At 67.5% G+C, this 26,519-nt stretch carries 24 protein-coding genes; 4 read left to right on the top strand and 20 right to left on the bottom strand.

Annotation, left to right across the window (positions count from 1 at the left end):
* Positions 1 to 94: 94 nt before the first annotated feature.
* The 20 genes from NLX86_RS22530 to NLX86_RS22440 form a co-directional block, all read right to left on the bottom strand.
* A complete protein-coding gene (locus tag NLX86_RS22530) occupies positions 95 to 523 on the bottom strand; it encodes a hypothetical protein (protein ID WP_254373569.1) in 429 nt (142 codons plus the stop codon).
* A 23-nt stretch (positions 524 to 546) separates the two neighbouring features.
* Positions 547 to 945 carry a DUF4279 domain-containing protein gene (locus tag NLX86_RS35115; protein ID WP_374213935.1) on the bottom strand — a complete coding sequence of 133 codons (399 nt, stop codon included), beginning with the start codon at positions 943 to 945 and terminating at the stop codon, positions 547 to 549.
* Positions 946 to 1,003: 58 nt separating this feature from the next.
* On the bottom strand, positions 1,004 to 2,662 hold the full coding sequence (locus tag NLX86_RS22525) for a putative T7SS-secreted protein (RefSeq protein WP_254373568.1): 1,659 nt from the start codon (positions 2,660 to 2,662) through the stop codon (positions 1,004 to 1,006).
* Positions 2,662 to 3,327 (bottom strand): hypothetical protein, encoded by a 666-nt coding sequence (locus tag NLX86_RS22520; RefSeq protein WP_254373567.1) that lies wholly within the window; start codon positions 3,325 to 3,327, stop codon positions 2,662 to 2,664. Before NLX86_RS22520 ends, NLX86_RS22525 begins: the two co-directional genes overlap by 1 nt.
* Complete coding sequence (locus NLX86_RS22515) at positions 3,324 to 3,752, bottom strand: SseB family protein (RefSeq protein ID WP_374213933.1); 429 nt, start codon at positions 3,750 to 3,752, stop codon at positions 3,324 to 3,326. The genes NLX86_RS22520 and NLX86_RS22515 overlap by 4 nt, the downstream gene beginning before the upstream one ends.
* A gap of 54 nt (positions 3,753 to 3,806) precedes the next feature.
* The gene (locus NLX86_RS22510) at positions 3,807 to 4,880 is read right to left on the bottom strand and encodes an ABC transporter ATP-binding protein (RefSeq protein WP_254373566.1); all 1,074 of its coding nucleotides are present in this window, start codon (positions 4,878 to 4,880) and stop codon (positions 3,807 to 3,809) included.
* Entirely contained in the window at positions 4,873 to 5,862 is a 990-nt protein-coding gene (locus NLX86_RS22505; protein ID WP_374213934.1) for an ABC transporter ATP-binding protein, read from the bottom strand. The genes NLX86_RS22510 and NLX86_RS22505 overlap by 8 nt, the downstream gene beginning before the upstream one ends.
* Before the next feature lie 16 nt (positions 5,863 to 5,878).
* Positions 5,879 to 6,868 carry an ABC transporter permease gene (locus tag NLX86_RS22500; protein ID WP_254373564.1) on the bottom strand — a complete coding sequence of 330 codons (990 nt, stop codon included), beginning with the start codon at positions 6,866 to 6,868 and terminating at the stop codon, positions 5,879 to 5,881.
* Positions 6,861 to 7,784, bottom strand: coding sequence for an ABC transporter permease (locus NLX86_RS22495; RefSeq protein ID WP_254373563.1), 924 nt, complete (start codon positions 7,782 to 7,784; stop codon positions 6,861 to 6,863). The genes NLX86_RS22500 and NLX86_RS22495 overlap by 8 nt, the downstream gene beginning before the upstream one ends.
* A 54-nt stretch (positions 7,785 to 7,838) precedes the next feature.
* Positions 7,839 to 9,467: an ABC transporter substrate-binding protein gene (locus tag NLX86_RS22490; RefSeq protein ID WP_254373562.1), complete on the bottom strand. Its 1,629-nt coding sequence runs from the start codon at positions 9,465 to 9,467 to the stop codon at positions 7,839 to 7,841.
* Between the two features lie 157 nt (positions 9,468 to 9,624).
* Positions 9,625 to 10,206 carry a Uma2 family endonuclease gene (locus NLX86_RS22485; protein WP_254373561.1) on the bottom strand — a complete coding sequence of 194 codons (582 nt, stop codon included), beginning with the start codon at positions 10,204 to 10,206 and terminating at the stop codon, positions 9,625 to 9,627.
* 58 nt (positions 10,207 to 10,264) lie between these two features.
* A complete protein-coding gene (locus NLX86_RS34800) occupies positions 10,265 to 10,522 on the bottom strand; it encodes a hypothetical protein (protein ID WP_308409627.1) in 258 nt (85 codons plus the stop codon).
* A gap of 58 nt (positions 10,523 to 10,580) precedes the next feature.
* Positions 10,581 to 11,405: a peptidoglycan recognition family protein gene (locus NLX86_RS22475; protein ID WP_254373560.1), complete on the bottom strand. Its 825-nt coding sequence runs from the start codon at positions 11,403 to 11,405 to the stop codon at positions 10,581 to 10,583.
* Positions 11,406 to 11,555: 150 nt separating this feature from the next.
* On the bottom strand, positions 11,556 to 12,716 hold the full coding sequence (locus NLX86_RS22470; protein WP_254373559.1) for an ABC transporter ATP-binding protein: 1,161 nt from the start codon (positions 12,714 to 12,716) through the stop codon (positions 11,556 to 11,558).
* Positions 12,709 to 13,767, bottom strand: coding sequence for an ABC transporter ATP-binding protein (locus NLX86_RS22465; protein ID WP_254373558.1), 1,059 nt, complete (start codon positions 13,765 to 13,767; stop codon positions 12,709 to 12,711). Before NLX86_RS22465 ends, NLX86_RS22470 begins: the two co-directional genes overlap by 8 nt.
* Before the next feature lie 11 nt (positions 13,768 to 13,778).
* Complete coding sequence (locus tag NLX86_RS22460; protein WP_254373557.1) at positions 13,779 to 14,723, bottom strand: ABC transporter permease; 945 nt, start codon at positions 14,721 to 14,723, stop codon at positions 13,779 to 13,781.
* A complete protein-coding gene (locus NLX86_RS22455; protein ID WP_254373556.1) occupies positions 14,716 to 15,645 on the bottom strand; it encodes an ABC transporter permease in 930 nt (309 codons plus the stop codon). The genes NLX86_RS22460 and NLX86_RS22455 overlap by 8 nt, the downstream gene beginning before the upstream one ends.
* A 124-nt stretch (positions 15,646 to 15,769) precedes the next feature.
* Complete coding sequence (locus NLX86_RS22450) at positions 15,770 to 17,389, bottom strand: ABC transporter substrate-binding protein (protein WP_254373555.1); 1,620 nt, start codon at positions 17,387 to 17,389, stop codon at positions 15,770 to 15,772.
* Positions 17,390 to 17,868: 479 nt separating this feature from the next.
* Positions 17,869 to 19,740 (bottom strand): translational GTPase TypA, encoded by a 1,872-nt coding sequence (gene typA, locus NLX86_RS22445; protein WP_254373554.1) that lies wholly within the window; start codon positions 19,738 to 19,740, stop codon positions 17,869 to 17,871.
* Positions 19,741 to 20,029: 289 nt separating this feature from the next.
* The gene (locus NLX86_RS22440; RefSeq protein ID WP_254373553.1) at positions 20,030 to 22,228 is read right to left on the bottom strand and encodes an ABC transporter family substrate-binding protein; all 2,199 of its coding nucleotides are present in this window, start codon (positions 22,226 to 22,228) and stop codon (positions 20,030 to 20,032) included.
* A gap of 368 nt (positions 22,229 to 22,596) precedes the next feature.
* Here NLX86_RS22440 and NLX86_RS22435 point away from each other — a divergent pair, with 368 nt between their 5' ends.
* From NLX86_RS22435 to NLX86_RS22420, 4 genes are read left to right on the top strand one after another with little or no spacing between them, the layout of a single operon-like run.
* On the top strand, positions 22,597 to 22,845 hold the full coding sequence (locus NLX86_RS22435; protein ID WP_254373552.1) for a hypothetical protein: 249 nt from the start codon (positions 22,597 to 22,599) through the stop codon (positions 22,843 to 22,845).
* 60 nt (positions 22,846 to 22,905) lie between these two features.
* Positions 22,906 to 23,733 carry a hypothetical protein gene (locus NLX86_RS22430; RefSeq protein ID WP_254373551.1) on the top strand — a complete coding sequence of 276 codons (828 nt, stop codon included), beginning with the start codon at positions 22,906 to 22,908 and terminating at the stop codon, positions 23,731 to 23,733.
* Positions 23,734 to 23,747: 14 nt separating this feature from the next.
* A complete protein-coding gene (locus tag NLX86_RS22425) occupies positions 23,748 to 25,691 on the top strand; it encodes a fumarate reductase/succinate dehydrogenase flavoprotein subunit (RefSeq protein WP_254373550.1) in 1,944 nt (647 codons plus the stop codon).
* Positions 25,688 to 26,473, top strand: a complete 786-nt coding sequence (locus NLX86_RS22420) for a succinate dehydrogenase/fumarate reductase iron-sulfur subunit (protein WP_254373549.1) — start codon at positions 25,688 to 25,690, stop codon at positions 26,471 to 26,473. The genes NLX86_RS22425 and NLX86_RS22420 overlap by 4 nt, the downstream gene beginning before the upstream one ends.
* Positions 26,474 to 26,519 lie beyond the last annotated feature (46 nt).

Genomic DNA, 26,519 nt, shown 5'->3' with positions numbered 1-26,519 from the left:
CCCCGCAAGATGGCCCTGATCGATGCGGCGTACGCGGCGCTGTAACCCGGACCGCCGCACCGGAGGGCTTGGAACGCTCCCGTCTCAGATTCGGTCAGTCGAGCCAAGCCAGGGGGTCTTCTTCGGGGACTCCAGAAACGGTCAGGGTCGTAAACGTGACGGGCACCGGCAACGTCGCCAGATCCGCAAGCGCTCTTGGCGAAAGAATCATCCTCGAACCCGTCTCAGCCGTGCCGGAGATACTCACGTGAACCTCATGGCCCGCCCGAATCAATTCCGTCACCGATTCAACGCAGGGCGCGAACCGAGCTACAAGTGCACCCACTTGATCTTCCACATTGCCAGAGAAACGTTCATCGTATGCGTAGGCCCACCAGGTCGAACCGTGATGAACGCCAACTCCTTCACGAAGATCGGAGGGCGCGAGGTTCAGCGCCTCACTAATGATTTTCGAGTCAATCGCCTCCCCGGTGACTACAAATGAGGTAACCGGAGTCCCCCAGGTTCCATTTGACGGAGTCATGAACTTTCGCCCTCTTCTGTGAGTTATCGGTCATTAAGGTTGGGGATTAGCGTCAGCGGAATATGAAGACGCGACATCCTCAATAGCTGCCCATGAGTGAATAGCAGATTCGAATCATTTGTAGCGAACCCGTGAACCGAGATGAATACCTCAAAACCATCCCCTGCCAGGGCCGCGAGCCGATCTTGCTTCTCTTCAACCACCCCCAGAAGGTTGTCCAACTGGTCAGCGAAGCTCCTGGACGTGTGTTCATCGCACTGGAGCCGCCACCGCCCGTCAGTCTCCCCGGCCGGCTCCCATCGGCTGGGTCCCGGGGGGCGCACCGAGGTCGGCATCAGCCCTAGACGTTCGCTAATCCTGTCGGGATCCAGGTCGCGCCCCTTGACGACGAGGGATACGTCGGTCAATTTCCATGGTTGCATTGAGTTCTCCTCTCCATTCATGCCAGTATCCAAATCGCTCAACTTATACTGGTCCACCCTAATTCTCAAGTTCTCGACAGGCCGCCCAATGGACGTTCCCCATCCCCGGGTGAAGCAGATCATCCAGCCTCGTCCTTCGAGCGACTGTGGTCGAATTTTCATACACCGTGAACCCTCCCGGACCCTGCGGCTCGGGCGGACCGAGCGTGTAATTCGGTATTCGATCACCTGAATAATACGTCTCTACCGCCAATCCGGGATATGAACCTCCTTCCACAGCAACTCCATTCAATCCTGGAATTCTTTCTCCATGTTGGACATAGAATGATATCGATGTTCCCGGAGGGACGACCACCTCCCCGGCTTCACGTTGCAGGTATCCGTGCCCTGCGAGGACGGGTTCACCGTCGGCTCGGCCACCTCTGAGTACGCGGCTTGCATAGTAACGACCGTCGTCGTCCGGCCAGCGGCGTGACAAGACCTCGGGGTTGCTCTCCAATACTGCCCTCTTCACCTCCTCGAATGGAGGTAGATCGGCCCCCGAGCCCCTGCTGGTCATTGGGTCAAGAAGTGTGTGTCCTGGGGTCGGTGCGATCCCATCTTTGAGTCCGGCGCGGAGGCCCGCTCGCAGCGTGCCAGCGCCCTTCGTGCCCACCGCTTCCGGGAGCATTCGGCCGACGAACTCCATCGGGTCCTTCTTGAAGGTCTCCCACGCCTGCGTGAGTGCGCGCTCCGGCTGTGCGGTCGTCGAGACCAGGCCCGACAGCGTCATGCTCGCTGTCTCCATGAACTGCGCCGGGTTCTTGATGTTGTGGATGTCCATCGGGTTCAGGCTCCGCGCGAAGTTCGCCAGACCCGCAACGCCCTTGATCGCACCGCCGCCCAGGTGGAGGAGTTCCACTCCGTTGGCGGCGTTGAAGTCCGCGAAGTTGTCGGTCCACCGGTCCAGCGGGGGCCGTTCCGCCGGGGCGTGAGCCAGGGCCGCGTCGAGCACCCGCTGCACCGTCTCCGATGCCGTGTTCCGCTGGCGGCGGACCTCCGTCAGGAGCTCCTGGGCCCGCTCCCGCATGCTCGTGCCGGGGTCGTTGAAGTCGGCGAGGGGCGGACCCGGGTCCTTGCCTGCCTCTGCCGCCGTCTTGTAGGCGTCAGCCTTGTCGTTGTAGGCGGCGGCTGCCGTCTTCGATGCCTCCCGGCCCTGGCGATAGAGGTCGATCGCTTCCTTGGCCTGGTCCTGGGCCCATTTCACCGTATCCGCGTACGCGTCCAGCGCCTTCCCGGCGGCCTCGCACGCGTCCGCCGCGTGCAGCCACTTCGCCGGGTGCATCGCGAACTCCTCGCGGAAGGCGTTGGCTGCCTCGCCCTTCCAGTTCGACGAGTCGAGCGCCTTCATGCCCTGGCCGACCCGGTCAAACGCGCCGAAGAAGTCCTTCAGGTGCTTGGCGCTCTCGCGGATCGCAGTCGGTGAGCCGTGGATCAGTTCGTTGGCCTGCTCGGTCTGGCCGAGCTGCTGCTCACCGACCTCCGCCCCGAGGCTGGAGGCGATGCTGTCGCCCACGTCTTCGACTTTGTCGGCGACACCGTCTGCCCCGACCATGCGGAACATGTCTCCGCCCAGGTCGGTGCCCAGGTCGACGCCCTTGCCGACGATCCTCTTGCCTGCGTCAACACCGTCCTCGATGCCCCGGAGGACATCGTTGGCCACGTCCTTCAAGCCCATCAGCCTTCTCCCCCGTCCCCGTTCTGCTGATGCTCCGCCGCCTTCGCCCGCTCATCCGGCGACGGGCCGAAGGTCTCGTCGAGCTGGGCGTCGAACTCGTCGCGCTGCCCCGCCGCGTCAATCCCCTGCTGGACCACGCCCAGCATGCCCACCTCGCTTGTGGCCACGTCGCGGCCCGCGTCCTTCCAGCCCTGCGCCGCGTTCCCCAGAGCCTCCTGCGCGGACTCCTGGCTGTAGTCGAAGTCGTCCGTGTACATGTTGTCCCCGAACACGTCGCCCCAGGACTTCTTCGTGATCTCGTCCTCGGTCGCGTGCGGGTTGCCGATCCCCGCGTTCACCGCGACCTTGAACGCGCCCTGGAGGTACTGCTCCTGCTCGTGGAAGACTCCCGCCGAAAGCCCCACCTGCTGCGCGAAGTTGTTGCCCTCCTGCACCAGGCTGCGTACGCCCCACTCCCAGCGCTCGCAGAACGTCCCGAACTTCGCCGTCAGACCGGCGCTCCCGGTTTCCAGTCCGGTCAGGGCGATGTCGGAGAAGCCCCGACCCATGCCGGCCTGCCCCACCATCCCCAGTTCCTTCAGCTCCGCCAGAGCAGCCGTCAGCCCCTGGGCGATCAGGCCGAGCGCCTCGTTCGTCGCCGCCAGGTCCGGATCCGGGCCGCTCATGCGTCCACCGCCACCGCGTCCGGCACGATCCCGACGACCGGCGGGAAGAGGACGCCGTCCTCGTCGCCCGCGTCGAGGGCCACTCCGCACGGACCGTCCACCAGCGGCACCATCGCATCGAGGATGCGCGCGCCGAGGATGCGTTCGTACGTCCACTCCCGCGCGCCCTCGCCCCGCGCCCGGGCGAATGCCGCGAGCGTCCCCTCGTCCGAGAACGCGCACAGCCAGCGGATTCCGCCCAGCTCCGCCGTCCAGAAGTTGCCTTCCGCGTCGAGTGGTACGAGTACCGCCGTACGCCTGAACTCCCCCAGCAGTGCCGCGAACTCCCGCCGTGCGCGTCTTTCCATGTCCGCCGCGTCGGTGGGAGGAGCCCCCGCCGCCTCCACCACATCCGCCAGGCGTATGCCGTCCCCGTTCGAAGTCATTCGAGAAGGATCACACGCACCGCTTCACCATCGCAACGCGCAACGACCGTCCGCTCAGAGGGACTTCGTCACCGGTCCGGTGTCTTCCGAGCCACCCGGCACCACATGCTTCTCCTCCGCGAAGTGGCAAGCCGAGTCGTGCTGCGCCGGGCCCTCGGCCAGCCGGAACTCCGCCGGCACCGCCAGCAGCGGTACCTCCAGTGCGCAGCGCTCCTGGGCCTTCCAGCAGCGCGTACGGAAGCGGCAGCCCGACGGGATGTTCGCCGGGGACGGGACGTCTCCCGTCAGGATGATCCGTTCGCGGTGCTCGCGGGCGGCCGGGTCCGGGACCGGTACGGCCGACAGCAGCGCCTGCGTGTACGGGTGGGTCGGGTGTTCGTAGATCTGCTCGTCCGTGCCGATCTCGATGATGCGGCCGAGGTACATCACCCCCACCCGGTCGGAGATGTGCCGGACGATCGACAGGTCGTGGGCGATGAAGATGTAGGACAGGCCGAAGTCGTTCTGGAGCTGGTCGAGGAGGTTGATGACCTGGGCCTGGACCGAGACGTCGAGGGCCGACACCGGCTCGTCCGCCACGATGATCTCCGGCTGGAGGGCCAGCCCCCGCGCGATGCCGATGCGCTGGCGCTGGCCGCCCGAGAACTGGTGCGGGTACCGGTTGATGTACTCCGGGTTGAGGCCGACCACGTCCAGCAGGTCCTGGACCTTGCGCCGCCGGTCGCCCTTCGGGGCCACCTCCGGATGGATCTCGTACGGCTCGCCGATGATGTCGCCGACCGTCATACGGGGGTTGAGCGAGGTGTACGGGTCCTGGAACACCATCTGGATGTTCCGCCGGACCGCCTTCAGCGCACGCCCCGACAGCTTGGTGATGTCCTCTCCCTTGTACCTGATGACGCCTGCCGTCGGCCGCTCCAGGTTGACCAGCATCTTCGCGACCGTCGACTTGCCACATCCGGACTCGCCGACGATGCCGAGCGTCTCGCCCTGGTAGAGGTCAAAGTCGACTCCGTCGACCGCCTTGACCGCGCCGATCTGCTTCTTGAACAGCACCCCGCGGGTCAGCGGGAAGTGTTTGACCAGGTCGCGCACTTCGAGAATCGGCTCCTGAACAGGATCAGCCATGGAGGCACTCCTTCCAGAAGTGGCAGGCGCTCCGGCGGGTCTCCGACACGGCGTACAGCGGAGGCACGTCCGTACGGCACACCTCCTGCGCCATCGGGCAGCGCGGGTTGAAGGCGCAGCCCGGCGGGATGTTCATCAGGTTCGGCGGCAGGCCCTTGATCGCGTACAGCTCCTGGCCCTTCTGGTCCAGGCGCGGGATCGAGTCGAGCAGGCCACGGGTGTACGGATGGGCCGGGGCCCGGTAGATCTCGTGCACCGGTGCGGTCTCCACGATCCGGCCCGCGTACATCACCGCGATCCGGTCGGCGACGTCCGCGACGACACCCAGGTCGTGGGTGATGAGGATCAGGCCCATGTTGAGTTCGCGCTGCAACTCGGCGAGCAGGTCCATGACCTGGGCCTGGACCGTGACGTCGAGGGCCGTCGTGGGCTCGTCCGCGATGATCAGGTCGGGCTCCAGGGCCAGCGCCATCGCGATCATGATGCGCTGGCGCATACCGCCGGAGAACTGGTGCGGGTAGTCCCCCACCCGCTCCTTCGCGGCCGGGATGCGCACCCGGTCCATCAGCTCGACCGCCTTGCCGCGGGCGTCCTTCCGGGACAGGCCCTGGTGGACGGTGAACATCTCGCCGAGCTGTGCGCCGACGCTCAGTACCGGGTTCAGCGACGACAGGGCGTCCTGGAAGATCATCGCCATGCCGGCGCCGCGGACCTTGCGCCGCTCGTCCTCCCGGAGCGTCAGCAGGTCGCGGCCCCGGAAGAGGATCTCGCCGCCAGTGATCCGCCCCGGCGGGATGTCGAGGATGCCCATGACCGCCTGCGCGGTGACGGACTTGCCGGAGCCGGACTCGCCGAGCACGGCGAGCGTCTCGCCCTCGTGTACGGAGTAGTTGACCCCGTTGACCGCCTTGGCGACCCCGTCCCGGGTACGGAACTCCACGTGCAGGTCCCGTACTTCGAGCAGCGTGTCCCCCGTACCCACAGCACTCACCGGCACCTCACCTCAGCTTCGGGTCGAGGGCGTCGCGCACCGCGTCGCCGAGCATGATGAACGCGAGAACGGTGACCGCGAGCGCGCCCGCCGGCCAGAGCAGCATGTGCGGGGCGTTGCGGATGTACGCCGACGCCGAGGAGATGTCGATGCCCCAGGAGACGGCCGGCGGCTTCAGTCCGACGCCGAGGTACGACAGGGTCGCCTCCAGCGCGATGTACGTACCGAGGGCGATGGTCGCGACGACGATCACCGGGGCGACCGCGTTCGGCGCGATGTGCCGCAGCAGCATCCGGGAGTTGCCGGCGCCGAGCGCCCGCGCCGCCTGGACGTAGTCGTTGTGCTTGGCGGTGATGACCGAGCCGCGGGCGATACGGGCGATCTGCGGCCAGCCGAGCAGCACGATGAAGCCGATCACCGGCCAGACGGTGGTGCTGGTGATGACGGAGAGGAAGACCAGGCCGCCCAGCACCACCGGGATGCCGAAGAAGACGTCGGTGACGCGGGAGAGTACGGAGTCCCACCAGCCGCCGAAGAAGCCGGCCAGCCCGCCGAGCACGCTGCCGAGCAGCGCGACGCCGACGGTGGCGAAGACGCCCACCGTCACCGAGGTGCGGGCGCCGTAGACCGTACGCGTATAGACGTCGCAGCCCTGGCCGTTGAAGCCGAAGGGGTGGCCGGGCTGCGAGCCCTCCTGGGCCTTGCCGAGGTCGCACTTGAGCGGGTTCCCGCTCGCGATCAGCGAGGGCCAGATCGAGATGATCACCAGGAAGACGATGATCAGCCCCGAGACGACGAAGACCGGGTTGCGGCGCAGGTCGCGCCAGGCGTCGGACCAGAGGCTGCGCGCCTTCTCGCCGTTCCCGGTCGGCCCGGCGCCCGGCCCGGGGCGCTTCTCCAGGGTCTCCGCCTCGGAGGTGGCCAGGTCCATCGCGCCGCCCATGCCCGTGGGAGCGATCGCGCCGTCGTCGGATCGGTCGGGGGGCTGCTCAGGCATACCGGATCCTGGGGTCGAGAACGGCGTACAAGAGGTCGACGATCAGGTTCGCCACCAGGAAGACGAGCACGAGTACGGTCACGAAGCCGACCACGGTCTGCGAGCTCTGGCGCAGGATGCCCTGGTAGAGCTGGTAGCCGACGCCGTGGATGTTGAAGATCCGCTCGGTGACGATCGCCCCGCCCATCAGGGCGCCCACGTCGGTCCCGATGAAGGTGACGACGGGGATCAGCGAGTTGCGCAGCAGGTGCCGGCTGATCACCCGGTGCCGGGGCAGGCCCTTGGCGACGGCTGTACGGACGTAGTCGGCGCGCGCGTTCTCGGCGACCGAGGTACGGGTGAGCCGGATGACGTACGCCAGGGACACCGAGGCGAGCACCAGGCCGGGGACGAGCAGTTCGTCGAAGGTGGCCTCGCTGGAGACCGAGGGCTTGATGACGCCCCACTTCACCCCGAGCAGCAGTTGCAGGAGCAGGCCGGTGACGAAGGTCGGGACCGAGATGACGACGAGGGTGACGAGCAGTACACCGGTGTCGACCGGGCGGCCGCGCCGCAGGCCCGTCACCACGCCCAGACAGATGCCGATGACGATCTCGAAGGCGATGGCGACGACGGTGAGCCGGATGGTGACCGGGAAGGCGTCGGCCATCAGCTCGGTGACCTTCTGCCCGTTGAACGCGGTGCCGAAGTCGCCGGTGAAGACGTTGCCCATGTACGTCGCGTACTGCTGCCACACCGGCTTGTCGAGGCCGAACTCCTTGCGGAGCTGGGCGGCGGTCGCCGGGTCGCACTGCCTGTCGCCGCAGAGGCCCGCGATGGGGTCGCCCATCACGTTCACCATCAGGAAGATCAGCAGTGTGGCGCCGAAGAAGACCGGGATCATCTGCAGCAGCCGCCGGATCACATAACGTCCCATGAACGGCTCCATGGCTCCGAGGGTCGTGGGAGGCGGAAGAGCTGCGGCCCGACGTCAGTTGACCTTGATCTCGTTGTACACAGGGACGCTGAACTGATCGAGGGTCACATTCGAGAGCTTCTCCGCGTAGCCGGCGCTGCCGTTCTGGTACCAGAGCGGGACGGCGCCCATGTCCTCGGCGAGGATCCGCTCCGCGTCCTGGAACTTGGTGACCGCCTTGGCGGTGTCGGTCTCGGCGTTGGCCTCGTTGATGAGCTTGTCGAACTCCGGGTTGCTCCACTTGCCGTCGTTGGACGAGGCGTTGGTGAAGTAGAGCGGCTCAAGGAAGTTCTGGATCAGCGGGTAGTCCATCTGCCAGCCGGCCCGGAACGGACCCGGCATCTTGCTCTGGGTGATCTGGTTGCGGAAGTCGGCGAAGGTGCCGATCGGGTTGCCGACGCACGCCTTGTCGTTGCCGAGCACGTTGTTGATGCTGTTGCAGACGGCGTCGACCCACTCCTTGTGGGAGCCGGTGTCGGCGTTGTACGTGATCTTCAGCTGGCCGCCGGGAATGCCGCCGCCCTCGGTGATCAGCTTCTTCGCCTCGGCCGCGTTGTACTCGCAGGCCTCGCCGCACAGGCCCTCCTTGAAGCCGCCGTCCTCGCCGAGGACCGGGGAGGTCCAGTCGGTGGCCGGGGTACGCGTCTTCCGGAAGATCGTGTCGGTGATCTGCTCCCGGTTGATCGCCATCGAGATGCCCCTGCGGACCTTCTCGGCTCCTGCCTTCTTCCAGGCCGGGTCGTAGTAGGGGAAGGCGAGGGTCTGGATGATGCCGGCCGGGGTGTTGATGTACCGGTCGCCGAGGTCGGCCTGCACGTTCTTCAGCTGCGAGGCCGGTACGTCGTCGACGAGGTCGAGGTTTCCGGCCGTCAGATCGGTGTAGGCGGTGTTGTTGTCGGTGTAGACCTTCAGGTCCACGCCGGCGTTCTGCGCCTTGTCCGGCCCGGGGTACTCCTCCCACTTCCGCAGGCTCATCCGGGAGCCCTTGGTGTAGGACTGGACGGTGTACGGGCCGTTGCCGATGGGCTGGGAGAGCCAGGCCTCGTGGTTGTCGAAGAACGCCCTGGGCAGCGGCACGAAGGCGGAGTAGCCCAGTGTGTCGGGCCAGGTGGAGAACTTCTGCGTCAGCCTGACCGTGAAGGTCTTGTCGTCGGTGACCTTGAGTCCGGAGAGGGTCTCGGCGGTGGGCTCGCCGGATTCGGGGTGGACCTCGTCATAACCCTCGATGTAGCCGAAGAAGTAGGCGTTGCGCTGGTTGTTCTTGAGGTGCGCCCCGTAGTTCCAGGCGTCCACGAAGGACTGCGCGGTGACCTTCTCACCGTTGCTGAAGGTCCAGCCGTCCTTGAGGGTGACGGTGAAGTTCTGCGAGTCGGTGGTATCGATCTTCTCCGCGAGCATGTCCGTGGCCTCGCCGGTCTTGGGGTCGTACTCCTTGAGGCCGCGGAAGACCATGTCGAGGACCTTGCCGCCCTGGACCTCGTTGGTGTTCGCCGGCTCCAGCGGGTTCTGCGGGTCTCCCCAGGAGGAACTGACCATCCCCGCGCCGTCGCTCCCGCTGCCGCTGTCGCCACCGCCGCAGGCCGTCGCCGCGAGGGCGACGGCCAACGCGCATACGGCCCACTTGGCGTGCGTGGCTGCGCGCATGGAGTGCCTCCTCAGGGTCCCAAGTCTCACTTAGGCCCAAATAACCCCATACGAAGATGGAACGCACCTTCAAACCAGCTGTCCGTGCCTTCTGCCACGCAGAAACCCCCGGATGCCCGAGCAGGCGTCCGGGGGCCTGCGGCGTCCGGCCGTACTTTCAGCGCACCCAGTTCTTCAGCGGCTCGGTGTCCAGTACCAGGCCGAGCGGCTCGGGGAGCACGACCCGCTTGCCGAACGGCACCGTATGCGCCTGCTCGTACCGGACCCCGTCCGGCTCCGAGTAGACGGTGACCTCGCAGCTGTCCCGGTCGATCAGCAGATAGACCGGGATACCGGTCTCCGCGTAGGCACGGGGCTTCTCGACACGGTCGCGGCGGTCGGTGTCCGAATCGTACGAGGTGACCTCCACGACCAGCAGGGCCGGTCCGGGGTCCGCCCACTCTCCGTCGCCCACGAAGGCGTCGCCGTCGGCGAGCACGCCATCCGGTCTCGCGTGACCAGTGCGATAGCTCAGCACCCGAAGCCCCTGGTCGTGCAGCCACAGCTCAGGACGGGCCTGGATACAGATCCGCGCCAGCCACTGGATGATCCTGCCGTGGTCTCCGTCGGGCGCCGGCTTGACCCCCAGCTTGCCGTTGATGAATTCCAGCCGAAGCCCCTCGGCCGACCTGGCAGCAAGGCGCGCAAGCTCTTCGAACTCTTCCGGCAGCATCTGCGGCCGGTCATCGATCGCGGTCATGTGCGGTCCTCCTTCGCCTGCGACCATCGTACGTACCGCTGTCCCCTGGAGGGATGGCTCACGCCGAGAGACCCAACGCAGCCGACAGGCGACAAGCCACCGCCCCGAAGGCCGGCCAGGAGTTCTTGGCGAGGTCGGCCTCCGAGTGGGCGAGGTCGGCCCCGGCGCTGTGCAGATCCGTCTCGGGCCGGCCGATCTCGACGGTGTCGATCTCTTGAGCAGCCCGCAGATCTCCCGGGCGTCCCCCGGCCCGGCCGGCCGCACGGTCAGCATGCGTCCACCGCGATGACTTGAGTTGCGAAGTCCATCGGGCCACTGTCGGGCGGTGGCGCCCTCTGGTGCAAGCAGGCTTCAGCCGGGCGGGGGCAGGTGCGTCACTCGCGGTCGCGCCCCAGGTCGAGCGCGCTGTCCGGCAGGTACTCGGACAGACGACCAGCTCGCTCGCCCCAGCCCACGCCCCAGTCCTTGTTCCTGACGCCGTTCCAGAGCGGCTCCGACACGTCGTCGCCGGTTCTGGCCGCCACGTCCTGGCGCAGCTGTGGCAGCAGTGCGTAGAGCCGGTCGCCCGGGCATGCGGTGGCGTTGAAGTCGCGGTGTCCGTAGATCTCGGACGCCGGCAGCCCGTACTGCAGGCAGACCGTCGCGCACAGCTCCACCAGCGCCGCGTACTGGACGATGGGCGGTTCGACCGTGCTGTACGTGCCCTCGTTCTCGATGCCGATGGCGACGGTGTTCTGCCCGACGCAGTGCGCCGACTCGACATGCCGCTCGCCGCCGCGCAACTCGGCCAGGCTGTGGTGCCGGCCCTCCGTCACATACGCGCCCCGGCTGATCGTGAAGTGCTGGCCGGTGTCGATCCAGCCGTGGGTGTCCATGTGGTACGTCTGGATCGCCCGCGCCAGCGCGAAGGCCCGCGCCTGCGAGTAGTCGGTCACGTTCGCGGTGGCCGTGTGATGCACGATGATCCTCCGCGGCGGTGCGGACAAGACCCTGACGGGACTGCTCGGGGCTCTGGCGCCCCACGCCGAGCAGTCGAAGATGACCGGCCCGGCCGCGGCGGCGTACGCGCGTCCGGCCGCGGCGAACGGGACGAGCGCCGCCGCCCCGAGGGCGAGCGCCGCACCGGTGAACAGGGTCCGGCGGGTGGGCCGGGGCTCTTCGTCGGTGGTGGTCCTGGTGATCTGACGTCCATTCAGCACGGGCCCATTGAAGGCGAGGCACCGAGGTGAATCATGGAGGCGCCCCGGCGGAACATCAGAGCATCAGACAAGAGGACGCCCGGGCCGTAACGGCCCGGGCGCCCTGTGAACGCGTACGACGTGTACGACGCCTACCACGCGTACGGAGAACTACGCCGCGTGGACGACGTCCTTCTCCTCAGCGAAGTGACACGCCGACTCGTGCGCGGCCGGGGTGTCCTGCCCCACGAACCGCTCCGGGATCGCGAGCAGCGGCACCTCGGTGGCGCACTTCTCCTCGGCCTTCCAGCAGCGGGTGCGGAAGCGGCAGCCCGACGGCGGGTTGGCCGGCGAGGGGACGTCACCGGTGAGGATGATCCGCTCGCGGCCCTCGCGGGCGGCCGGGTCCGGAACCGGGACCGCCGACAGCAGCGCCTGGGTGTAGGGGTGCGTCGGGTGGTCGTAGATCTGCTGGTCGGTGCCGATCTCGGCCATCTTGCCGAGGTACATCACACCCACCCGGTCGGAGATGTGCCGGACGATCGACAGGTCGTGCGCGATGAAGAGGTAGGAGAGGTTGAACTCGTCCTGGAGCTTCTCCATCAGGTTGATGACCTGCGCCTGGACGGAGACGTCCAGCGCCGACACCGGCTCGTCGCAGATGATGATCTCCGGGTTGAGCGCGAGGCCGCGGGCGATGCCGATGCGCTGGCGCTGGCCGCCGGAGAACTGGTGCGGGTACCGGTTGATGTACTCCGGGTTGAGACCGACGACGTCGAGCAGCTCCTGCACCTTGCGGCGCCGGTCGCCCTTCGGGGCCACCTCGGGGTGGATGTCGAAGGGCTCGCCGATGATGTCGCCCACCGTCATACGGGGGTTGAGCGAGGTGTACGGGTCCTGGAACACCATCTGGATGTTCCGCCGGACCGCCTTCAACGCGCGCCCGGACAGCTTGGTGATGTCCTGGCCCTTGTAGAAGACCTCGCCGGCGGTCGCGCTCTCCAGCGTCATCAGCAGCTTGGCGACGGTGGACTTGCCACAGCCGGACTCGCCGACGATGCCGAGGGTCTCGCCCTGGTAGAGGTCGAAGGAGACCCCGTCCACGGCCTTGACCGCGCCGACCTGCTTCTTGAACAGGATGCCCTGGGTCAGCGGGAAGTGCTTGACCAGATTGCGGACCTGGAGGATCGGCTCACCACGCTGGGCGGGCGCCTCGATGGCGGCGACCGACGCGGCCTCGGTGGCCGCGTTGACGGTCTCCACCTCGGTGACGTTCGGGGTGGCGTCAGAGACTTCCGACGGGGTCGCGTCGCTCTTCTTGAGCTCAGCCATGGATCGTCTCCTTCCAGAAGTGGCACGCGCTTCCGCGGCCCGGCAGCTCGCCGCCGTCCAGCTCGGTGACCGGGAGCAGGGCCGGGATGTCCCTACGGCAGATGTCCTGCGCCGACGGGCATCGCGGGTTGAAGGCGCAACCGGTCGGAATACGGGTGAGGTTGGGCGGCAGGCCCTTGATCGCGTAGAGCTCCTGGCCCTTCTGGTCCAGGCGCGGGATCGAGTCGAGCAGGCCGCGGGTGTACGGGTGCGCGGGCCGCTTGTACAGCTCGTGCACCGGGGCGGTCTCCACGATCCGGCCCGCGTACATGACCGCGATCTTGTCCGCGACGTCGGCGACCACGCCGAGGTCGTGGGTGATCAGGATCAGGCCCATGTTGTACTCGCGCTGCAGTTCCGCGAGCAGGTCCATGACCTGGGCCTGGACGGTCACGTCGAGCGCGGTGGTCGGCTCGTCCGCGATGATCAGGTCGGGCTCCAGGGCCAGCGCCATGGCGATCATGATGCGCTGGCGCATTCCGCCGGAGAACTGGTGCGGGTAGTCGCCCACCCGCTCCTTGGCCGCCGGGATGCGCACCCGGTCCATCAGCTCGATGGACTTGGCCTTGGCCTCCTTCTTGGACAGGCCCTGGTGGACGCGGAACATCTCGCCCAGCTGGTAGCCCACGGAGAGCACCGGGTTCAGCGAGGACAGCGCGTCCTGGAAGATCATCGCGATCTTCCGGCCGCGGATGTTCCGCCGCTCCTCGTTGCTCATCCTGAGCATGTCCTCGCCGCGGAAGAGGATCTCTCCCTTGGGGATCCGGCCGGGGGGCATGTCGAGGATGCCCATGATCGCCTGAGCGGTCACGGACTTGCCGGAGCCGGACTCGCCGAGCACGGCGAGGGTCTCGCCGGCGCTGACGCTGTAGTTGACGCCGTTGACGGCCTTGGCCACGCCGTCACGCGTGTGGAACTCCACGTGCAGGTCGCGGACTTCGAGCAGCGGGCCGCCGTTGTCGTCCGTACCGCGCCGGGAAGGAACGCTTGCCGTCTTGTCGATGATGGTCATGTACGCCTCCCTCAGCGCAGCTTGGGGTCGAGGGCGTTGCGTACCGCATCGCCGAGCATGATGAACGCCAGGACAGTGATCGACACCATGACCGACGGGACGATCAGGACAAACGCGGCGTTACGCAGCTGCTCCTGACCCGATGAGATGTCGACGCCCCACGAGACGGTCGGCTCGGCGAGACCGATGCCCAGGAAGGACAGGGTGGCCTCGGCCGAGATGTAACCGCCGAGCGCGATGGTCGCGACGACGATCACCGGCGCCATGGCGTTGGGCAGGATGTGCCGGAGCAGGATGCGGGTGGTCGAGGCGCCGAGCGCCTTGGCCGCCATGACGTAGTCGGCCTGCTTGATGGTCAGCACCGAACCGCGGGCGACACGGGCGATCTGGGTCCAGCCCAGGAAGGCCAGCGCCAGGATCACGACGTAGAGGTGACGCTCGGTGAACGAGGTCAGCACCACCATCGCGCCCAGGATGAAGGGAACGCCGAAGAAGATGTCGGTGATCCGGGACAAGATGGTGTCCCAGATGCCGCCGAAGTAGCCGGCGAGCATGCCGACCACGGTTCCCAGGGCGGTGACGATGGCGGTCACACCCACGGCTACGGCGATCGAGGCACGGGCTCCGTAGATCACACGCGCGTAGATCGAGCGGCCCTGGATGTCGTAGCCGAACCAGTCCTCCCGGAAGAAGCTGCCCCAGTTGGGCTGCTGGAGGTAGTGCTTGGCGAGGTCCGCGTGGCGCGGGTCGGCGCTGGTGAACAGGCCGGGCGCTACCGCCATCGTGAGCAGGATGGCGATCAGCACGCCGGAGACCAGGAACAGCGGGTTGCGGCGCAGGTCGTGCCAGGCGTCGGACCAGAGACTGCGCGGCTTGCCCACCTTGGCCACCGGCTGATTGACCGGGGTCTCGACGGCGGGCTGGTCCTTGACGGTGTCCTTGAGTGCCTCAGGCATAACGGATCCTCGGGTCCAGGACCGCGTAGAGCAGGTCGACGAGCAGGCTGGCTACGAGATAGACGACCACGATCAGGGTCACGATGCCCACGACGGTGGCGCCCTCACGGTGCCTCAGCGCGGAAAATACGTTGTAGCCGACGCCCTGAACGTTGAAGATGCCTTCGGTGACAACCGCTCCACCCATCAGCGCGCCGATGTCGGTGCCGAGGAAGGTGACCACGGGAATCATGGAGTTGCGCATCAGGTGTACGCCGATGATGCGACGGCGCGGCAGCCCCTTGGCCACCGCGGTGCGCATGTAGTCGGAGCGCAGGTTCTCCGCGATCGACGTACGGGTGAGGCGGGCGACGTACGCCAGGGACAGCGAGCCGAGAACGACGGCCGGCAGGAACAGCTCGTTCCATTCCGCCAGTGCGCTGACGTTCGGGTCGACCCAGCCGAGCTGGTGGGCGAAGAAGAACTGGGCGAGGAAGCCCAGGACGAACGACGGAACCGAGATCAGCAGCAGCGTCAGGACGAGCAGGCCGCGGTCCCGGAACGTGTCGGCCTTCAGCCCGGCGAAGACGCCGAGTGAGATGCCGACGAGCACGGTGAAGGTGAAGGCGAACAGGGTGAGCCGGATCGTGATCGGGAACGCATCCGCGATGATGTCGGCCACGGGCTGCCCGCTGGCGATCTGCGTGCCGAAGTCGCCCTGGAACAGATTGACGAGATAGTTCCAGTACTGGTGCCAGAGCGGCAGATCGAGCCCGAGGTCCTTCTTCATGGCTGCGATCTGAGCTGGATCGACGGCCTGCTCTCCGGCGAGCGCACGCACGGGATCACCGGGCAGCGCGAACATCATGGAGAAGACCAGCAACGTTGACCCGAGAAAGACCGGGATCATCTGGAGCAGTCGCCGCGCGACATAACGCCCCATGTTTGCCTCCGATATGGATAACTGCAGCCCCAGGGGCCGCTCCCTGGATTCAGGGAGCGGCCCCGGGGCCTACCGCCAGTTGCGGTGGCGGGTGACGGCCGAGTGGGGGTGGCCCGCAGGCTGTTTACTTGGCGGTGACGCCGGTGATCTCGAAGTCACCGTGGAAGTCGACCTTCACGTTGTCGACAGCCTTGGAGTGACCGCCGTTGATCTTGTACTCCCACAGCGGGATGGCCGGCATCTTCGTCAGAACCAGCTTCTCCGCCTCCTGGTAGAGCCTGATGGACTCTTCCAGGGACTTGGCGTTGTCTGCCTTCTTGAACGCGGCGTCGACCGCCTTGTCGGAGAACCGGCCGTTGTTCGCCTCGGCGGTGGTGCCGTACAGCTCACGCATAAAGTTGGCGTTCACCGGGTAGTCGGCGACCCAGCCACCGCGGTACATCGACTTGACCTGGTCGTTGTCGCGCGCTTCCAGGTCGGTCTGGAAGTCCGGCTTGGCGTCCGGGACGCACTCGACGCCGGTGGAATTGCGGATCGACTCGCAGACCGCGGTCACCCACTCCTTGTGGCCACCGTCGGCGTTGTACTGGATCCAGAACTTGTTGCCCGGGACGCCGCCGCCCTCGGTGACCAGCTGCTTCGCCTTGGCCGCGTTGAACGTGAACACGTCGCTGCCCAGGTCCTGCTTACCGGCGACACCCTCGGGGATGAAGCTGGTGGCCGGCTTGCGGGTGCCGTTGAGGACGGTCTTGGTGATCGTCTCGCGGTCGATCGCCATCGACAGACCCTGGATGACCTTCGGGTCGATGCCCTTGAAGGTCTTGGAGTAGAAGACCGGGACGAGCGACTGGATGGCCGCGTACGGCTGCTCGATCGCGCGGTCCCCGAGGTCCTGCTTGTACTTCGGCAGGTCCTTCGGGCCGACCTGGCGGATCATGTCCAGGTTGCCGGACAGGAGGTCCTGGTACGCGGCCTCGACCGTCGCGTAGTTCTTGAACAGGACACCCTTGTTCTGGGCCTTGTTCGGGCCCTGGTAGTCAGGGTTGGCCTTGACCTGGATGAGCTTCTTGTGGTCCCACTTCTCGAAAATGTAGGGACCGTTGCCGACCGGCGCCTGACCGAACGCCTTGGTGTCCTTGTAGAAGACCTCGGGCAGCGGCGCGAAGGTCGCGTAGCCGAGCTTGTACTCGAAGTACGGCACCGGGGCGGTGAGCTCGATGGTGAAGGTGGTCTCGTCGACGACCTTCAAGCCCGACATCTTGTCGGACTTCGGAGCGCCCTTCTCCGGGTGGACGTCGGCGTAGCCGGCGATGTCCGAGAACCAGAAGGCGTTCTGCTGCTTGTTGTTGATGTTGGCGTACCAGTTCCACGACTTGACGTACGACTCGGCCGTGACCGGGGTGCCGTCGTGGAACTTCCAGCCGGACTTGAGCTTGACCGTCCACGTCTTGGAGTCCGTGGTCTTAACCGACTCGGCGTTGGTGTAGACGATCTTGCCGGCCGAGTCGAAGTCCAGCAGCTGGGTGAACAGCGACTGGATGACGTAGCTGCCGAGCGACTCGTTCGTGTCGGCCGGGATCAGCGGCTTCTGCGGCTCACCGACGTCGATGGAGACGTAGCCCGCAGGCTTGCCCTTCTCCTTCGAAGCCGAGTCACTGTCGCTCTTGCCGCCGCCGCACGCCGTCGCCGACAACGCCACGACTATCGCACCTGCGACCCACTTGGCGCTCTTGGCACCACGCATGGGTTCCTCCTCATGAGTCCACTGATCACTACAAGAGGGGGACTTGCACACCTCGCCGACACCCCTGACGGCGATGAAGCAAGTACCCCGAGTGTGCTCGTGAGTCGGCGCTCCCCACAGCGCGTGACCCATTGACCCGAGCTCAATGGAGCCAACTATTAAGTACGCCTGGGCGGTAAACCACACTTAGAGGGTCTCGTTTTGACAACATCAGCCACCCTCAGATGACCGAAATCCGGACAAAGTGATCACAGACAGACACCCGCGAAACGGACTGTTAACGCAACTTCCGGATAGCGATGGCCGCTATCCGGACATGTGTCCATTGTCCGGCTGCCCAAAAGAAGTTGACCCGACGGCACATTTCTGTCATTGATCGCCCCCACCGGAACGACTAACGGCCCGGCCCCCACGATGGTTCCGTGGTGGCCGGGCCGTTTGTACTGACGAGGCGTCAGCAGCGCGTCAGCGCCGCCGGGTCAGCGCTTGGCGCGCGACGCGGCGCGGCCGCGCTCCTTCTGGTCCAGGACGACCTTGCGGATGCGGACGGTCTCCGGGGTCACTTCGATGCACTCGTCGTCGCGGCAGAACTCCAGCGACTGCTCCAGGGAGAGCTTGCGCGGCGGCACCACGTTCTCGGTGTTGTCCGCGGAAGCCGCACGCATGTTGGTGAGCTTCTTCTCCTTGGTGATGTTCACGTCCATGTCGTCGGCGCGCGAGTTCTCGCCGATGATCATGCCCTCGTACACCTCGGTGCCGGCCTCGACGAAGATCACACCCCGCTCCTGGAGGTTGATCATCGCGAACGGCGTCACGGAACCGGAGCGGTCGGCGACGAGCGAACCGTTGTTACGGGTGCGCAGATCGCCGAACCACGGCTCGTGGCCCTCGAAGATGGAGTGCGCGATGCCCGTACCGCGGGTCTGCGTCAGGAACTCCGTACGGAAGCCGATGAGGCCACGCGACGGGACGATCCACTCCATCCGGATCCAGCCGGACCCATGGTTGGTCATCGTCTCCATACGGCCCTTGCGGGTCGCCATCAGCTGCGTGATGGCGCCGAGGTGCTCCTCGGGCGAGTCGATCGTCATGCGCTCGATCGGCTCGTACGTCTTGCCGTCGACCTTCTTGACGACGACCTCGGGCTTGCCGACGGTCAGCTCGAAGCCCTCACGGCGCATCTGCTCGACGAGGATGGCCAGCGCCAGCTCACCGCGGCCCTGCACCTCCCAGGCGTCGGGACGCTCGGTGGGCAGCACGCGCAGCGAGACGTTACCGACGAGCTCGCGGTCCAGGCGGTCCTTCACCAGGCGGGCGGTGACCTTGTGGCCCTTGCCGCCCTTGCCGACCAGCGGCGAGGTGTTCGTACCGATGGTCATCGAGATCGCGGGCTCGTCGACCGTGATGAGCGGGAGGGCGATCGGGTTCTCGGGGTCGGCCAGGGTCTCGCCGATCATGATCTCCGGGATACCGGCGATCGCGCAGATGTCGCCCGGGCCCGCCTTCTCGGCCGGCTTGCGGGTGAGCGCCTCGGTCATCATCAGCTCGGTGATGCGGACGCTCGTGACGGTGCCGTCACGCTTGATCCAGGCGACCGTCTGGCCCTTCTTCAGCTCGCCCTGCTCGACACGGCAGAGGGCGATACGGCCGAGGAAGTTGTCGGCGTCCAGGTTGGTGACGTGCGCCTGGAGCGGGGCGGACTCGTCGTACTCCGGGGCCGGCACGTGCTCCAGGATCGTGGAGAAGAACGGCTGCAGGCTGTCGCTGTCGGCCGGGACGGTGCCGTCCTCCGGCTTGGTCAGCGAGGCGACGCCGTCACGGGCGCACGCATAGACGATCGGGAACTCGATCTGCTCCTCGGTCGCGTCCAGGTCCAGGAACAGGTCGTACGTCTCGTCGACGACCTCGGCGATCCGGGAGTCGGGGCGGTCCGTCTTGTTGATGCAGAGGATGACCGGCATCTTGGCCTGGAGGGCCTTGCGCAGCACGAAGCGGGTCTGGGGCAGCGGGCCCTCGGAGGCGTCGACCAGCAGGACGACCGCGTCCACCATCGACAGACCGCGCTCGACCTCACCACCGAAGTCGGCGTGGCCGGGGGTGTCGATGATGTTGATGGTGACGGGGGCGCCGCCGGCCTTGGGGTGGTACTTGACCGCGGTGTTCTTGGCCAGGATCGTGATGCCCTTCTCACGCTCCAGGTCGTTCGAGTCCATCATGCGGTCGTCGAGGTGCTCGGCGGCGTGCGCGGCAAAGGCGCCGGCCTGCTTCAGCATGGCGTCGACGAGGGTCGTCTTGCCGTGGTCGACGTGGGCGACGATGGCGACGTTACGAATGTCGTGGCGCGTGGGCATACTGGCGGCGCTTCTCCCGGAATCGTGGATGGTTCGCGTACGGTCCGGTACGCGTGCCTGCCGGGCGGGAACCTGCCACGGCCTTACCCCATGGTACGTGGCGCGGGAGGAACCGGCCGCTCGGGGGCTGTCAAGAGGCCGGACGGCTGGAGATGGGCGGGAAACTCCGGAGAGGGGTGAGCCATACAAAACCACAGGTCAATGGGTACTTACGACCTTGCCCGCCGGCGCGGCCGACGGGCAAGTGACTTGAGCAGGTTCTGAGCTTGCGACCGGCTGTCCCTAGGGGCTACCGGCCTTTCCGGGCCTTTTCTGCCCTCTTGAAGCCGATGTCCTGATACCGCGGTGAGCCCAGTCCGAAGGCACCCGCGTTCGCCACGGACGGCTTGGCGGCCACCAGCTCGGGGCGTTGGTAGAGCGGGATGGATCCGGCCGCCGCCCAGATCCGCGCATCGGCCCTCCGCACCAGATCGCGGGCCTCGTCCTCGTCCAGCTCGGCCAGCGCCTGGTCGAAGAGCTGGTCGATGTGGTCCGTACCGACGCGGGTGTAGTTCTGCTCCACCAGCAGCGAGCCGTCGGCCGCCGGCTCGGGCTTGGCGAAGATCGGCCGGGCGTCGGTGGCGGGGAAGGCGGTGGCCGGCCAGGAGTACAGCGCGAGGTCGTACTCGCCCGAGGCGATGTGGTCCTTGAAGAAGCTCTCGTCCGCGACCTTGACGATCTCCGTACGGATGCCGATGGAGTCCAGCATCCGCGAGATCCTGGTGCCGACGGCCCGCAGGGCTTCCGAGCCGGAGCCGGAGGGGAGCACGAAGCGCAGGCTCAGCGCCTTGCCGTCCTTGGCCATCAGGCCGCCCGCCGCGGGTCCGGCGGGAGCCGGCGGCGCCGCGGTGCCCTTCGGTGCGTACGCGCCGGCGATGGGGTAGTTCCTCGCTTCGGTCCTCGGCCGGTCCGGGGCATCCCGCACGGCTGCCTCCGGCGGGGCCGGTGCGAGCACGTGGGTGGAGTCGGTGCCGCGGGCGGCGCCGACGGGCTTGGAGTCGTCGTCCTCCTGGCCGACGATGTACGTACCGTCGTCAGCGGACCCGGATCCGGACCCGGGCCTGGACTCGGAGCCCGCCTTGGCGTCCGGCTTGGCGTCCGGCTTCTTCTCGGCGGCCTTCTTCTCGTCCGCCGCGCTGCCGGCCTTGGTGTTCTCCGTCTCCTCGCGGACCGGACCGCCCCGCCGCCAGCCGGCGTCGGCCAGCAGCGCCTGTGCGGCCTCGGTGTCCTGGCCGCCGAGGGCTCCGCTGTTGTCCGCGTACGCACGCTGACCGGCCAGCGCGAGATGGCTGCCGAGCGGCTGCACGGGCAGGCCGAGCGGCTTCAGTACCACCTCGGCGAGCTCCTGCCGGTCCAGCGCGCGGGCCACCGCGCGACGCACCCGCTCATCGGCGAGCGGACCCGAGGCGCCGTTGAGCGCGAGCTGGGTGTAGGCGGGCTCGAGGGACTTGCGGACCACAAAGCCGCGCAGCGCGGCCATGAGCGCCGAGTCTGGGGTGTCGGCCGCCGCGCCCTTGCCGTTGGTCAGGGGGCTCGGGCCCGCTCCGCCCGTCTTCTGCCGCGCGGACAGCCAGATCCGGTCGGCGCCGCCCTTGTCGATCTCGGCGAGGTCGAGCTTGCCGGCGGCCAGCGCGGCAGTCCGCTCCGCCAGCGGCACCGCCGTGAAGACCAGGGCGTCGAGCTTCGGGGGCTGCCCCCACCAGCGGGGGTTGCGGCCCAGAGTGGCCTTGCCCGCCTTCTTGTCGACGCTCTGGAGGACGAAGGGGCCCGCTGTCGCCTTGAGCTGGGTGCGGGCGCCCTCGTTGAAGGCGTCCGGCGTGCCGGTGACGTCCTTCGGATAGAGCGGGGTGAAGAGGGACTGCCAGTCGGCGTACGGCTTGGCGAAGGTGACCTTCACCTCGAGGTCGTTCGCGCCCCGCTCGATCTTCTCGATCCGCTCGTAGCCCGCGTTACGGGCGGTCCAGTACGCAGAATCCTTTCCGCGCAGCGCCCGCCACTGGGCCACGAAGTCGGGCGCGCCGATCTCCCGGCCGTTGCTCCACACCGCCTCCTGGTTGAGCTTGTACACGACCACCTGCTTGGGCTCGCGCTCGACGACCTTCGCGGACTCCAGGTAGTCCGGGTTGCGCACCGCCCGGCCGCGCTCGTCCAGGGTGTAGAGGGCCGGCAGTACGGCGCCGGCGATGCGCCCGGTGGTGGCGTCCGCGTCGGCCTGGAAGGCGTTCAGGGTCTCCGGCATGGCGTCGACGGCCCAGCGCAGGGCGCCTCCGTCGGCGACCAGCTCCCGGTTCGCGGCGCCGATGTCCTGGACCGCGGCCACGGTCCCCGTCTCGTCGTCGCCGGCGCTGCAGCCGGCCAGGAGGGGGAGCGCGAGTACGCCCGTGGTGAGGAGAGTTACGGAACGGCGCCTTCTGGGTGCCGTCCCGCGCGGGACGCCGACGTGGGACATGGCTGGTACCTCCGGGGCGGATGCCGGGTTTGATCACGTATGGCGGTATATGGAGCTGATCACACTGACGCGTTCGCCCCCCAATGAAAGGGACAGCCCCGAACCGTCGTCGGCGACACGTCGGGGCGCGGGACGAAGCCCACCCGTGCGGCCCAACGGAGAAGCGGGCATCGCGTCGCCGAAAGAGACAAAATGGGGAAAAGGTACGAACACAGTGGGGGCGCACTCCACGGGCCACGCGCCAGGAAGTCCTGCACATCCCTTCACAAGGAGGGATGTGACGCGCGACACTCGCAGGCGCATACGGAACCTCCGGGGCCGCCCCCAGACCCGCATGCCACCGCCCCCTGCGGAAGTGAGGACACGACATGTCCCAGCAGGACGACCTGACGGCAGTTCAACGCCGCCTCGACGAGCTGGTCAACCGCGTCGGAGAGCTGGAGCAGACCGTGGAGCAGCTGCGCCACGGCCCGCCCTCCCCGGCCGCCACGCCCCGGCCGCCAGACCGATCCGGGCTCCCCGATCTGGTCCACATCCCCGACACCCCGTACAACAGCGCGCTGTGGACGGACTCGGACGACGAGGGCCTCGGTCTCCGCGACCGGCACGCGCCCTAGCGGGTGTCCGGACGTAGCCCGCCCCACTCCACGACGCCCCACTCCACAACGGAGTCCTCGTTGGCCACAGGCACCGAACCATCCCCAGTGAATACGGGCGGCGGCGTGTACGACGCCTCGCGCGCCGCCATCGCCGCCCGCCATCTGCGGACCGACCGCTGGTGGCTGTCGCCGGCCCTGACCGCGGCCGGGCTGCTCGCCTTCGTCGTCTACTCGACCTGGCGGGCATTCGCGAACGCCCACTACTACGCGGCACCGTACGTCTCCCCGTTCTACTCGCCCTGTCTGGCGAAGAACTGCGAGCCGATGAAGGACGGCCCCAACTGGGAGATCTTCGGCAGCTGGTGGGGCCTGTCCCCCGCGCTGCTGATCCTGATCTTCCCGCTCGGCTTCCGGCTGACCTGCTACTACTACCGCAAGGCCTACTACCGGGGCTTCTGGGCCTCGCCGCCGGCCTGCGCGGTGGCCGAGCCGCACCAGAAGTACACCGGTGAGACCCGTTTCCCGCTGATCCTGCAGAACATCCACCGCTACTTCTTCTACGCGGCCGTCCCGGTCGCCGGCATCCTCACGTACGACACCGTGCTCGCCTTCCGCGACGAGCAGTACGAGTGGGGCCATATGGGCCTGGGGACGCTGATCTTCCTGATCAACATCCTGCTGATCTGGGCGTACACCTTCTCCTGCCACTCCTGCCGGCACATCATCGGCGGCCGGCTCCGGCACTTCTCCAAGCACCCCGTCCGCTACCGGCTGTGGGGCTGGGTCGGCAGGCTCAACGAGCGGCACATGCTGCTCGCCTGGGCCTCGCTGATCAGCGTCGCCGCCGCGGACTTCTACGTGTACCTGGTCGCCTCCGGCGCCTTCGACGATCCGAGGTTGTTCTGAATGGGAGAGGCTGGATGACGCAGCTCGAACGGCAGCTGTGGGACGTCGTCGTGGTCGGCGCCGGCGGCGCGGGACTGCGGGCCGCCATCGAGGCACGGGAGCAGGGCGCGCGTACCGCGGTGATCTGCAAGTCCCTCTTCGGCAAGGCCCACACGGTGATGGCCGAAGGCGGAATCGCGGCCTCGATGGGCAACGTCAACGAGGGCGACAACTGGCAGGTGCACTTCCGCGACACCATGCGCGGCGGCAAGTTCCTCAACCAGTGGCGGATGGCAGAGCTGCACGCGCAGGAGGCGCCGGACCGGGTCTGGGAGCTGGAGACCTGGGGCGCGCTGTTCGACCGTACGCCCGACGGGAAGATCTCCCAGCGCAACTTCGGCGGACACGAGTACCCGCGGCTCGCCCATGTCGGCGACCGGACGGGTCTGGAGCTGATCCGCACCCTCCAGCAGAAGATCGTCTCGCTTCAGCAGGAGGACTTCCGCGAGTTCGGGGACTACGAGGCGCGGCTGAAGGTCTTCCAGGAGTGCACGGTCACCAGGGTCCTCAAGGAGGACGACCACGTCGCGGGCGCCTTCTGCTACGAGCGGGAGTCCGGCCGGTTCTTCGTACTGGAGGCGCCGAGCGTCGTCCTGGCGACCGGCGGCATCGGCAAGTCCTTCAAGGTGACGTCGAACTCCTGGGAGTACACCGGCGACGGCCACGCGCTGGCGCTGCTCGCGGGCGCACCGCTCCTCAACATGGAGTTCGTCCAGTTCCACCCGACCGGCATGGTCTGGCCGCCCTCGGTGAAGGGCATCCTGGTCACCGAGTCGGTGCGCGGCGACGGCGGCGTGCTGCGCAACAGCGACGGCAAGCGGTTCATGTTCGACTACATCCCCGATGTCTTCAAGGAGAAGTACGCGCAGACGGAGGAGGAGGGCGACCGCTGGTACGAGGACCCGGACCACAACCGGCGTCCCCCCGAGCTGCTCCCCCGCGACGAGGTCGCCCGCGCCATCAACTCCGAGGTCAAGGCGGGACGCGGCTCCCCGCACGGCGGGGTGTTCCTGGACGTGTCGACACGGATGGCGGCCGAGGTGATCCGGCGCCGGCTGCCGTCGATGTACCACCAGTTCAAGGAGCTGGCGGATGTCGACATCACCGCGGAGGCCATGGAGGTCGGCCCGACCTGCCACTACGTGATGGGCGGAATCGCCGTCGAGTCCGACACCGCCGCGACCGTGGGCGTCCCCGGCCTGTTCGCGGCGGGCGAGGTCGCGGGCGGGATGCACGGTTCCAACCGGCTCGGCGGGAACTCCCTCTCCGACCTGCTGGTCTTCGGCCGTCGCGCCGGACTGCACGCCGCGCGGTACGCGGCGGGGCTCGGCGCCGCCCGTCCTGGCATCGAGGAGAGCCAGATCGACGCGGCGGCGGCCGAGGCGCTGCGCCCGTTCAGCGCGGAGGGTCCTGAGCCGGGCGAGCAGAACGGCCGGCCGCCGGAGAATCCGTACACGCTGCACCAGGAACTCCAGCAGACGATGAACGACCTGGTCGGGATCATCCGGCGGGCGCCCGAGATGGAGCACGCGCTGGAGAAGCTCGGGGACCTGCGGGTACGGGCCCGGCGGGCCGGGGTGGAGGGGCACCGGCAGTTCAACCCGGGCTGGCACCTCGCCCTCGACCTGCGGAACATGCTGCTGGTCAGCGAGTGCATCGCGCTGTCGGCCCTGGAGCGCACGGAGAGCCGCGGCGGGCACACCCGCGAGGACTGCCCGGACATGGACCGCGCTTGGCGCCGGATCAACCTGCTCTGCCGGCCGGCCGACCCCTCGGGCGGGCTGGCGGCCGCGGATCCGGAGCAGGGCCAGATCGAACTCGTCAGCACGACGACCGAGCCCATCCGTCCCGACCTGCTCGCCCTCTTCGAGAAGGAGGAGCTGGTCAAGTACCTCGCCGAAGAGGAGCTTTTCGAGTGACCTCGACCGCAGCCAGCAGTTACACGGCCAACTTCAAGGTGTGGCGGGGCGACCAGGACGGCGGCGGCCTGCAGGACTTCGCGATCGAGGTGAACGACGGCGAGGTCGTCCTCGACATCATCCACCGCCTCCAGGCCACCCAGGCGTCCGATCTCGCGGTCCGCTGGAACTGCAAGGCAGGCAAGTGCGGTTCGTGCAGCGCCGAGATCAACGGCCGGCCCCGGCTGCTGTGCATGACCCGGATGTCGGTCTTCTCGCGCGAGGAGACGATCACGGTCACCCCGCTGCGCGCGTTCCCGGTGGTCCGGGACCTGGTGACGGATGTGTCGTTCAACTACGCGAAGGCCCGGGAGATCCCGTCCTTCGTGCCGCCGCCGGGGGTGAAGGCGGGCGAGTACCGGATGCAGCAGATGGATGTGGAGCGCTCGCAGGAGTTCCGCAAGTGCATCGAGTGCTTCCTGTGCCAGGACACGTGCCATGTGGTGCGCGACCACGAGGAGAACAAGACGGCGTTCGCGGGTCCGCGCTTCCTGATGCGGGTCGCGGAGCTGGACATGCACCCGCTGGACGCGGCGGCCGACGCCGGCCTGGACCGCAGAAAGACCGCGCAGGACGAGCACGGGCTCGGCTACTGCAACATCACCAAGTGCTGTACGGAGGTCTGCCCGGAGCAGATCAAGATCACCGACAACGCGCTGATCCCGCTCAAGGAACGCGCGGTGGACAAGAAGTACGACCCGCTGGTCTGGCTGGGCAACAAGATCCGCCGCCGCGGGGAGTGAGCGGACATGGACGAAGAACTCCTGGGTGCGGACGGGTCCGAAAGCG

This window comes from Streptomyces sp. A3M-1-3 (genome assembly GCF_024213665.1).
Taxonomy (GTDB): Bacteria; Actinomycetota; Actinomycetes; order Streptomycetales; family Streptomycetaceae; genus Streptomyces.
Note: the sequence above shows the minus strand (reverse complement) of the source record. Positions and strands in the feature narration are given on the sequence as shown.

What these genes read in the sequence shown, in the direction of transcription:
- NLX86_RS22530 (WP_254373569.1), bottom strand. Translation starts at nt 523, where the DNA reads ATGACTCCGTCAAATGGAACCTGGGGGACTCCGGTTACCTCATTTGTA.
- NLX86_RS35115 (WP_374213935.1), bottom strand. Translation starts at nt 945, where the DNA reads ATGCAACCATGGAAATTGACCGACGTATCCCTCGTCGTCAAGGGGCGC.
- NLX86_RS22525 (WP_254373568.1), bottom strand. Translation starts at nt 2,662, where the DNA reads ATGGGCTTGAAGGACGTGGCCAACGATGTCCTCCGGGGCATCGAGGAC.
- NLX86_RS22520 (WP_254373567.1), bottom strand. Translation starts at nt 3,327, where the DNA reads ATGAGCGGCCCGGATCCGGACCTGGCGGCGACGAACGAGGCGCTCGGC.
- NLX86_RS22515 (WP_374213933.1), bottom strand. Translation starts at nt 3,752, where the DNA reads ATGACTTCGAACGGGGACGGCATACGCCTGGCGGATGTGGTGGAGGCG.
- NLX86_RS22510 (WP_254373566.1), bottom strand. Translation starts at nt 4,880, where the DNA reads ATGGCTGATCCTGTTCAGGAGCCGATTCTCGAAGTGCGCGACCTGGTC.
- NLX86_RS22500 (WP_254373564.1), bottom strand. Translation starts at nt 6,868, where the DNA reads ATGCCTGAGCAGCCCCCCGACCGATCCGACGACGGCGCGATCGCTCCC.
- NLX86_RS22495 (WP_254373563.1), bottom strand. Translation starts at nt 7,784, where the DNA reads ATGGGACGTTATGTGATCCGGCGGCTGCTGCAGATGATCCCGGTCTTC.
- NLX86_RS22490 (WP_254373562.1), bottom strand. Translation starts at nt 9,467, where the DNA reads ATGCGCGCAGCCACGCACGCCAAGTGGGCCGTATGCGCGTTGGCCGTC.
- NLX86_RS22485 (WP_254373561.1), bottom strand. Translation starts at nt 10,206, where the DNA reads ATGACCGCGATCGATGACCGGCCGCAGATGCTGCCGGAAGAGTTCGAA.
- NLX86_RS22470 (WP_254373559.1), bottom strand. Translation starts at nt 12,716, where the DNA reads ATGGCTGAGCTCAAGAAGAGCGACGCGACCCCGTCGGAAGTCTCTGAC.
- NLX86_RS22465 (WP_254373558.1), bottom strand. Translation starts at nt 13,767, where the DNA reads ATGACCATCATCGACAAGACGGCAAGCGTTCCTTCCCGGCGCGGTACG.
- NLX86_RS22460 (WP_254373557.1), bottom strand. Translation starts at nt 14,723, where the DNA reads ATGCCTGAGGCACTCAAGGACACCGTCAAGGACCAGCCCGCCGTCGAG.
- NLX86_RS22455 (WP_254373556.1), bottom strand. Translation starts at nt 15,645, where the DNA reads ATGGGGCGTTATGTCGCGCGGCGACTGCTCCAGATGATCCCGGTCTTT.
- NLX86_RS22450 (WP_254373555.1), bottom strand. Translation starts at nt 17,389, where the DNA reads ATGCGTGGTGCCAAGAGCGCCAAGTGGGTCGCAGGTGCGATAGTCGTG.
- typA (WP_254373554.1), bottom strand. Translation starts at nt 19,740, where the DNA reads ATGCCCACGCGCCACGACATTCGTAACGTCGCCATCGTCGCCCACGTC.
- NLX86_RS22440 (WP_254373553.1), bottom strand. Translation starts at nt 22,228, where the DNA reads ATGTCCCACGTCGGCGTCCCGCGCGGGACGGCACCCAGAAGGCGCCGT.
- NLX86_RS22435 (WP_254373552.1), top strand. Translation starts at nt 22,597, where the DNA reads ATGTCCCAGCAGGACGACCTGACGGCAGTTCAACGCCGCCTCGACGAG.
- NLX86_RS22425 (WP_254373550.1), top strand. Translation starts at nt 23,748, where the DNA reads ATGACGCAGCTCGAACGGCAGCTGTGGGACGTCGTCGTGGTCGGCGCC.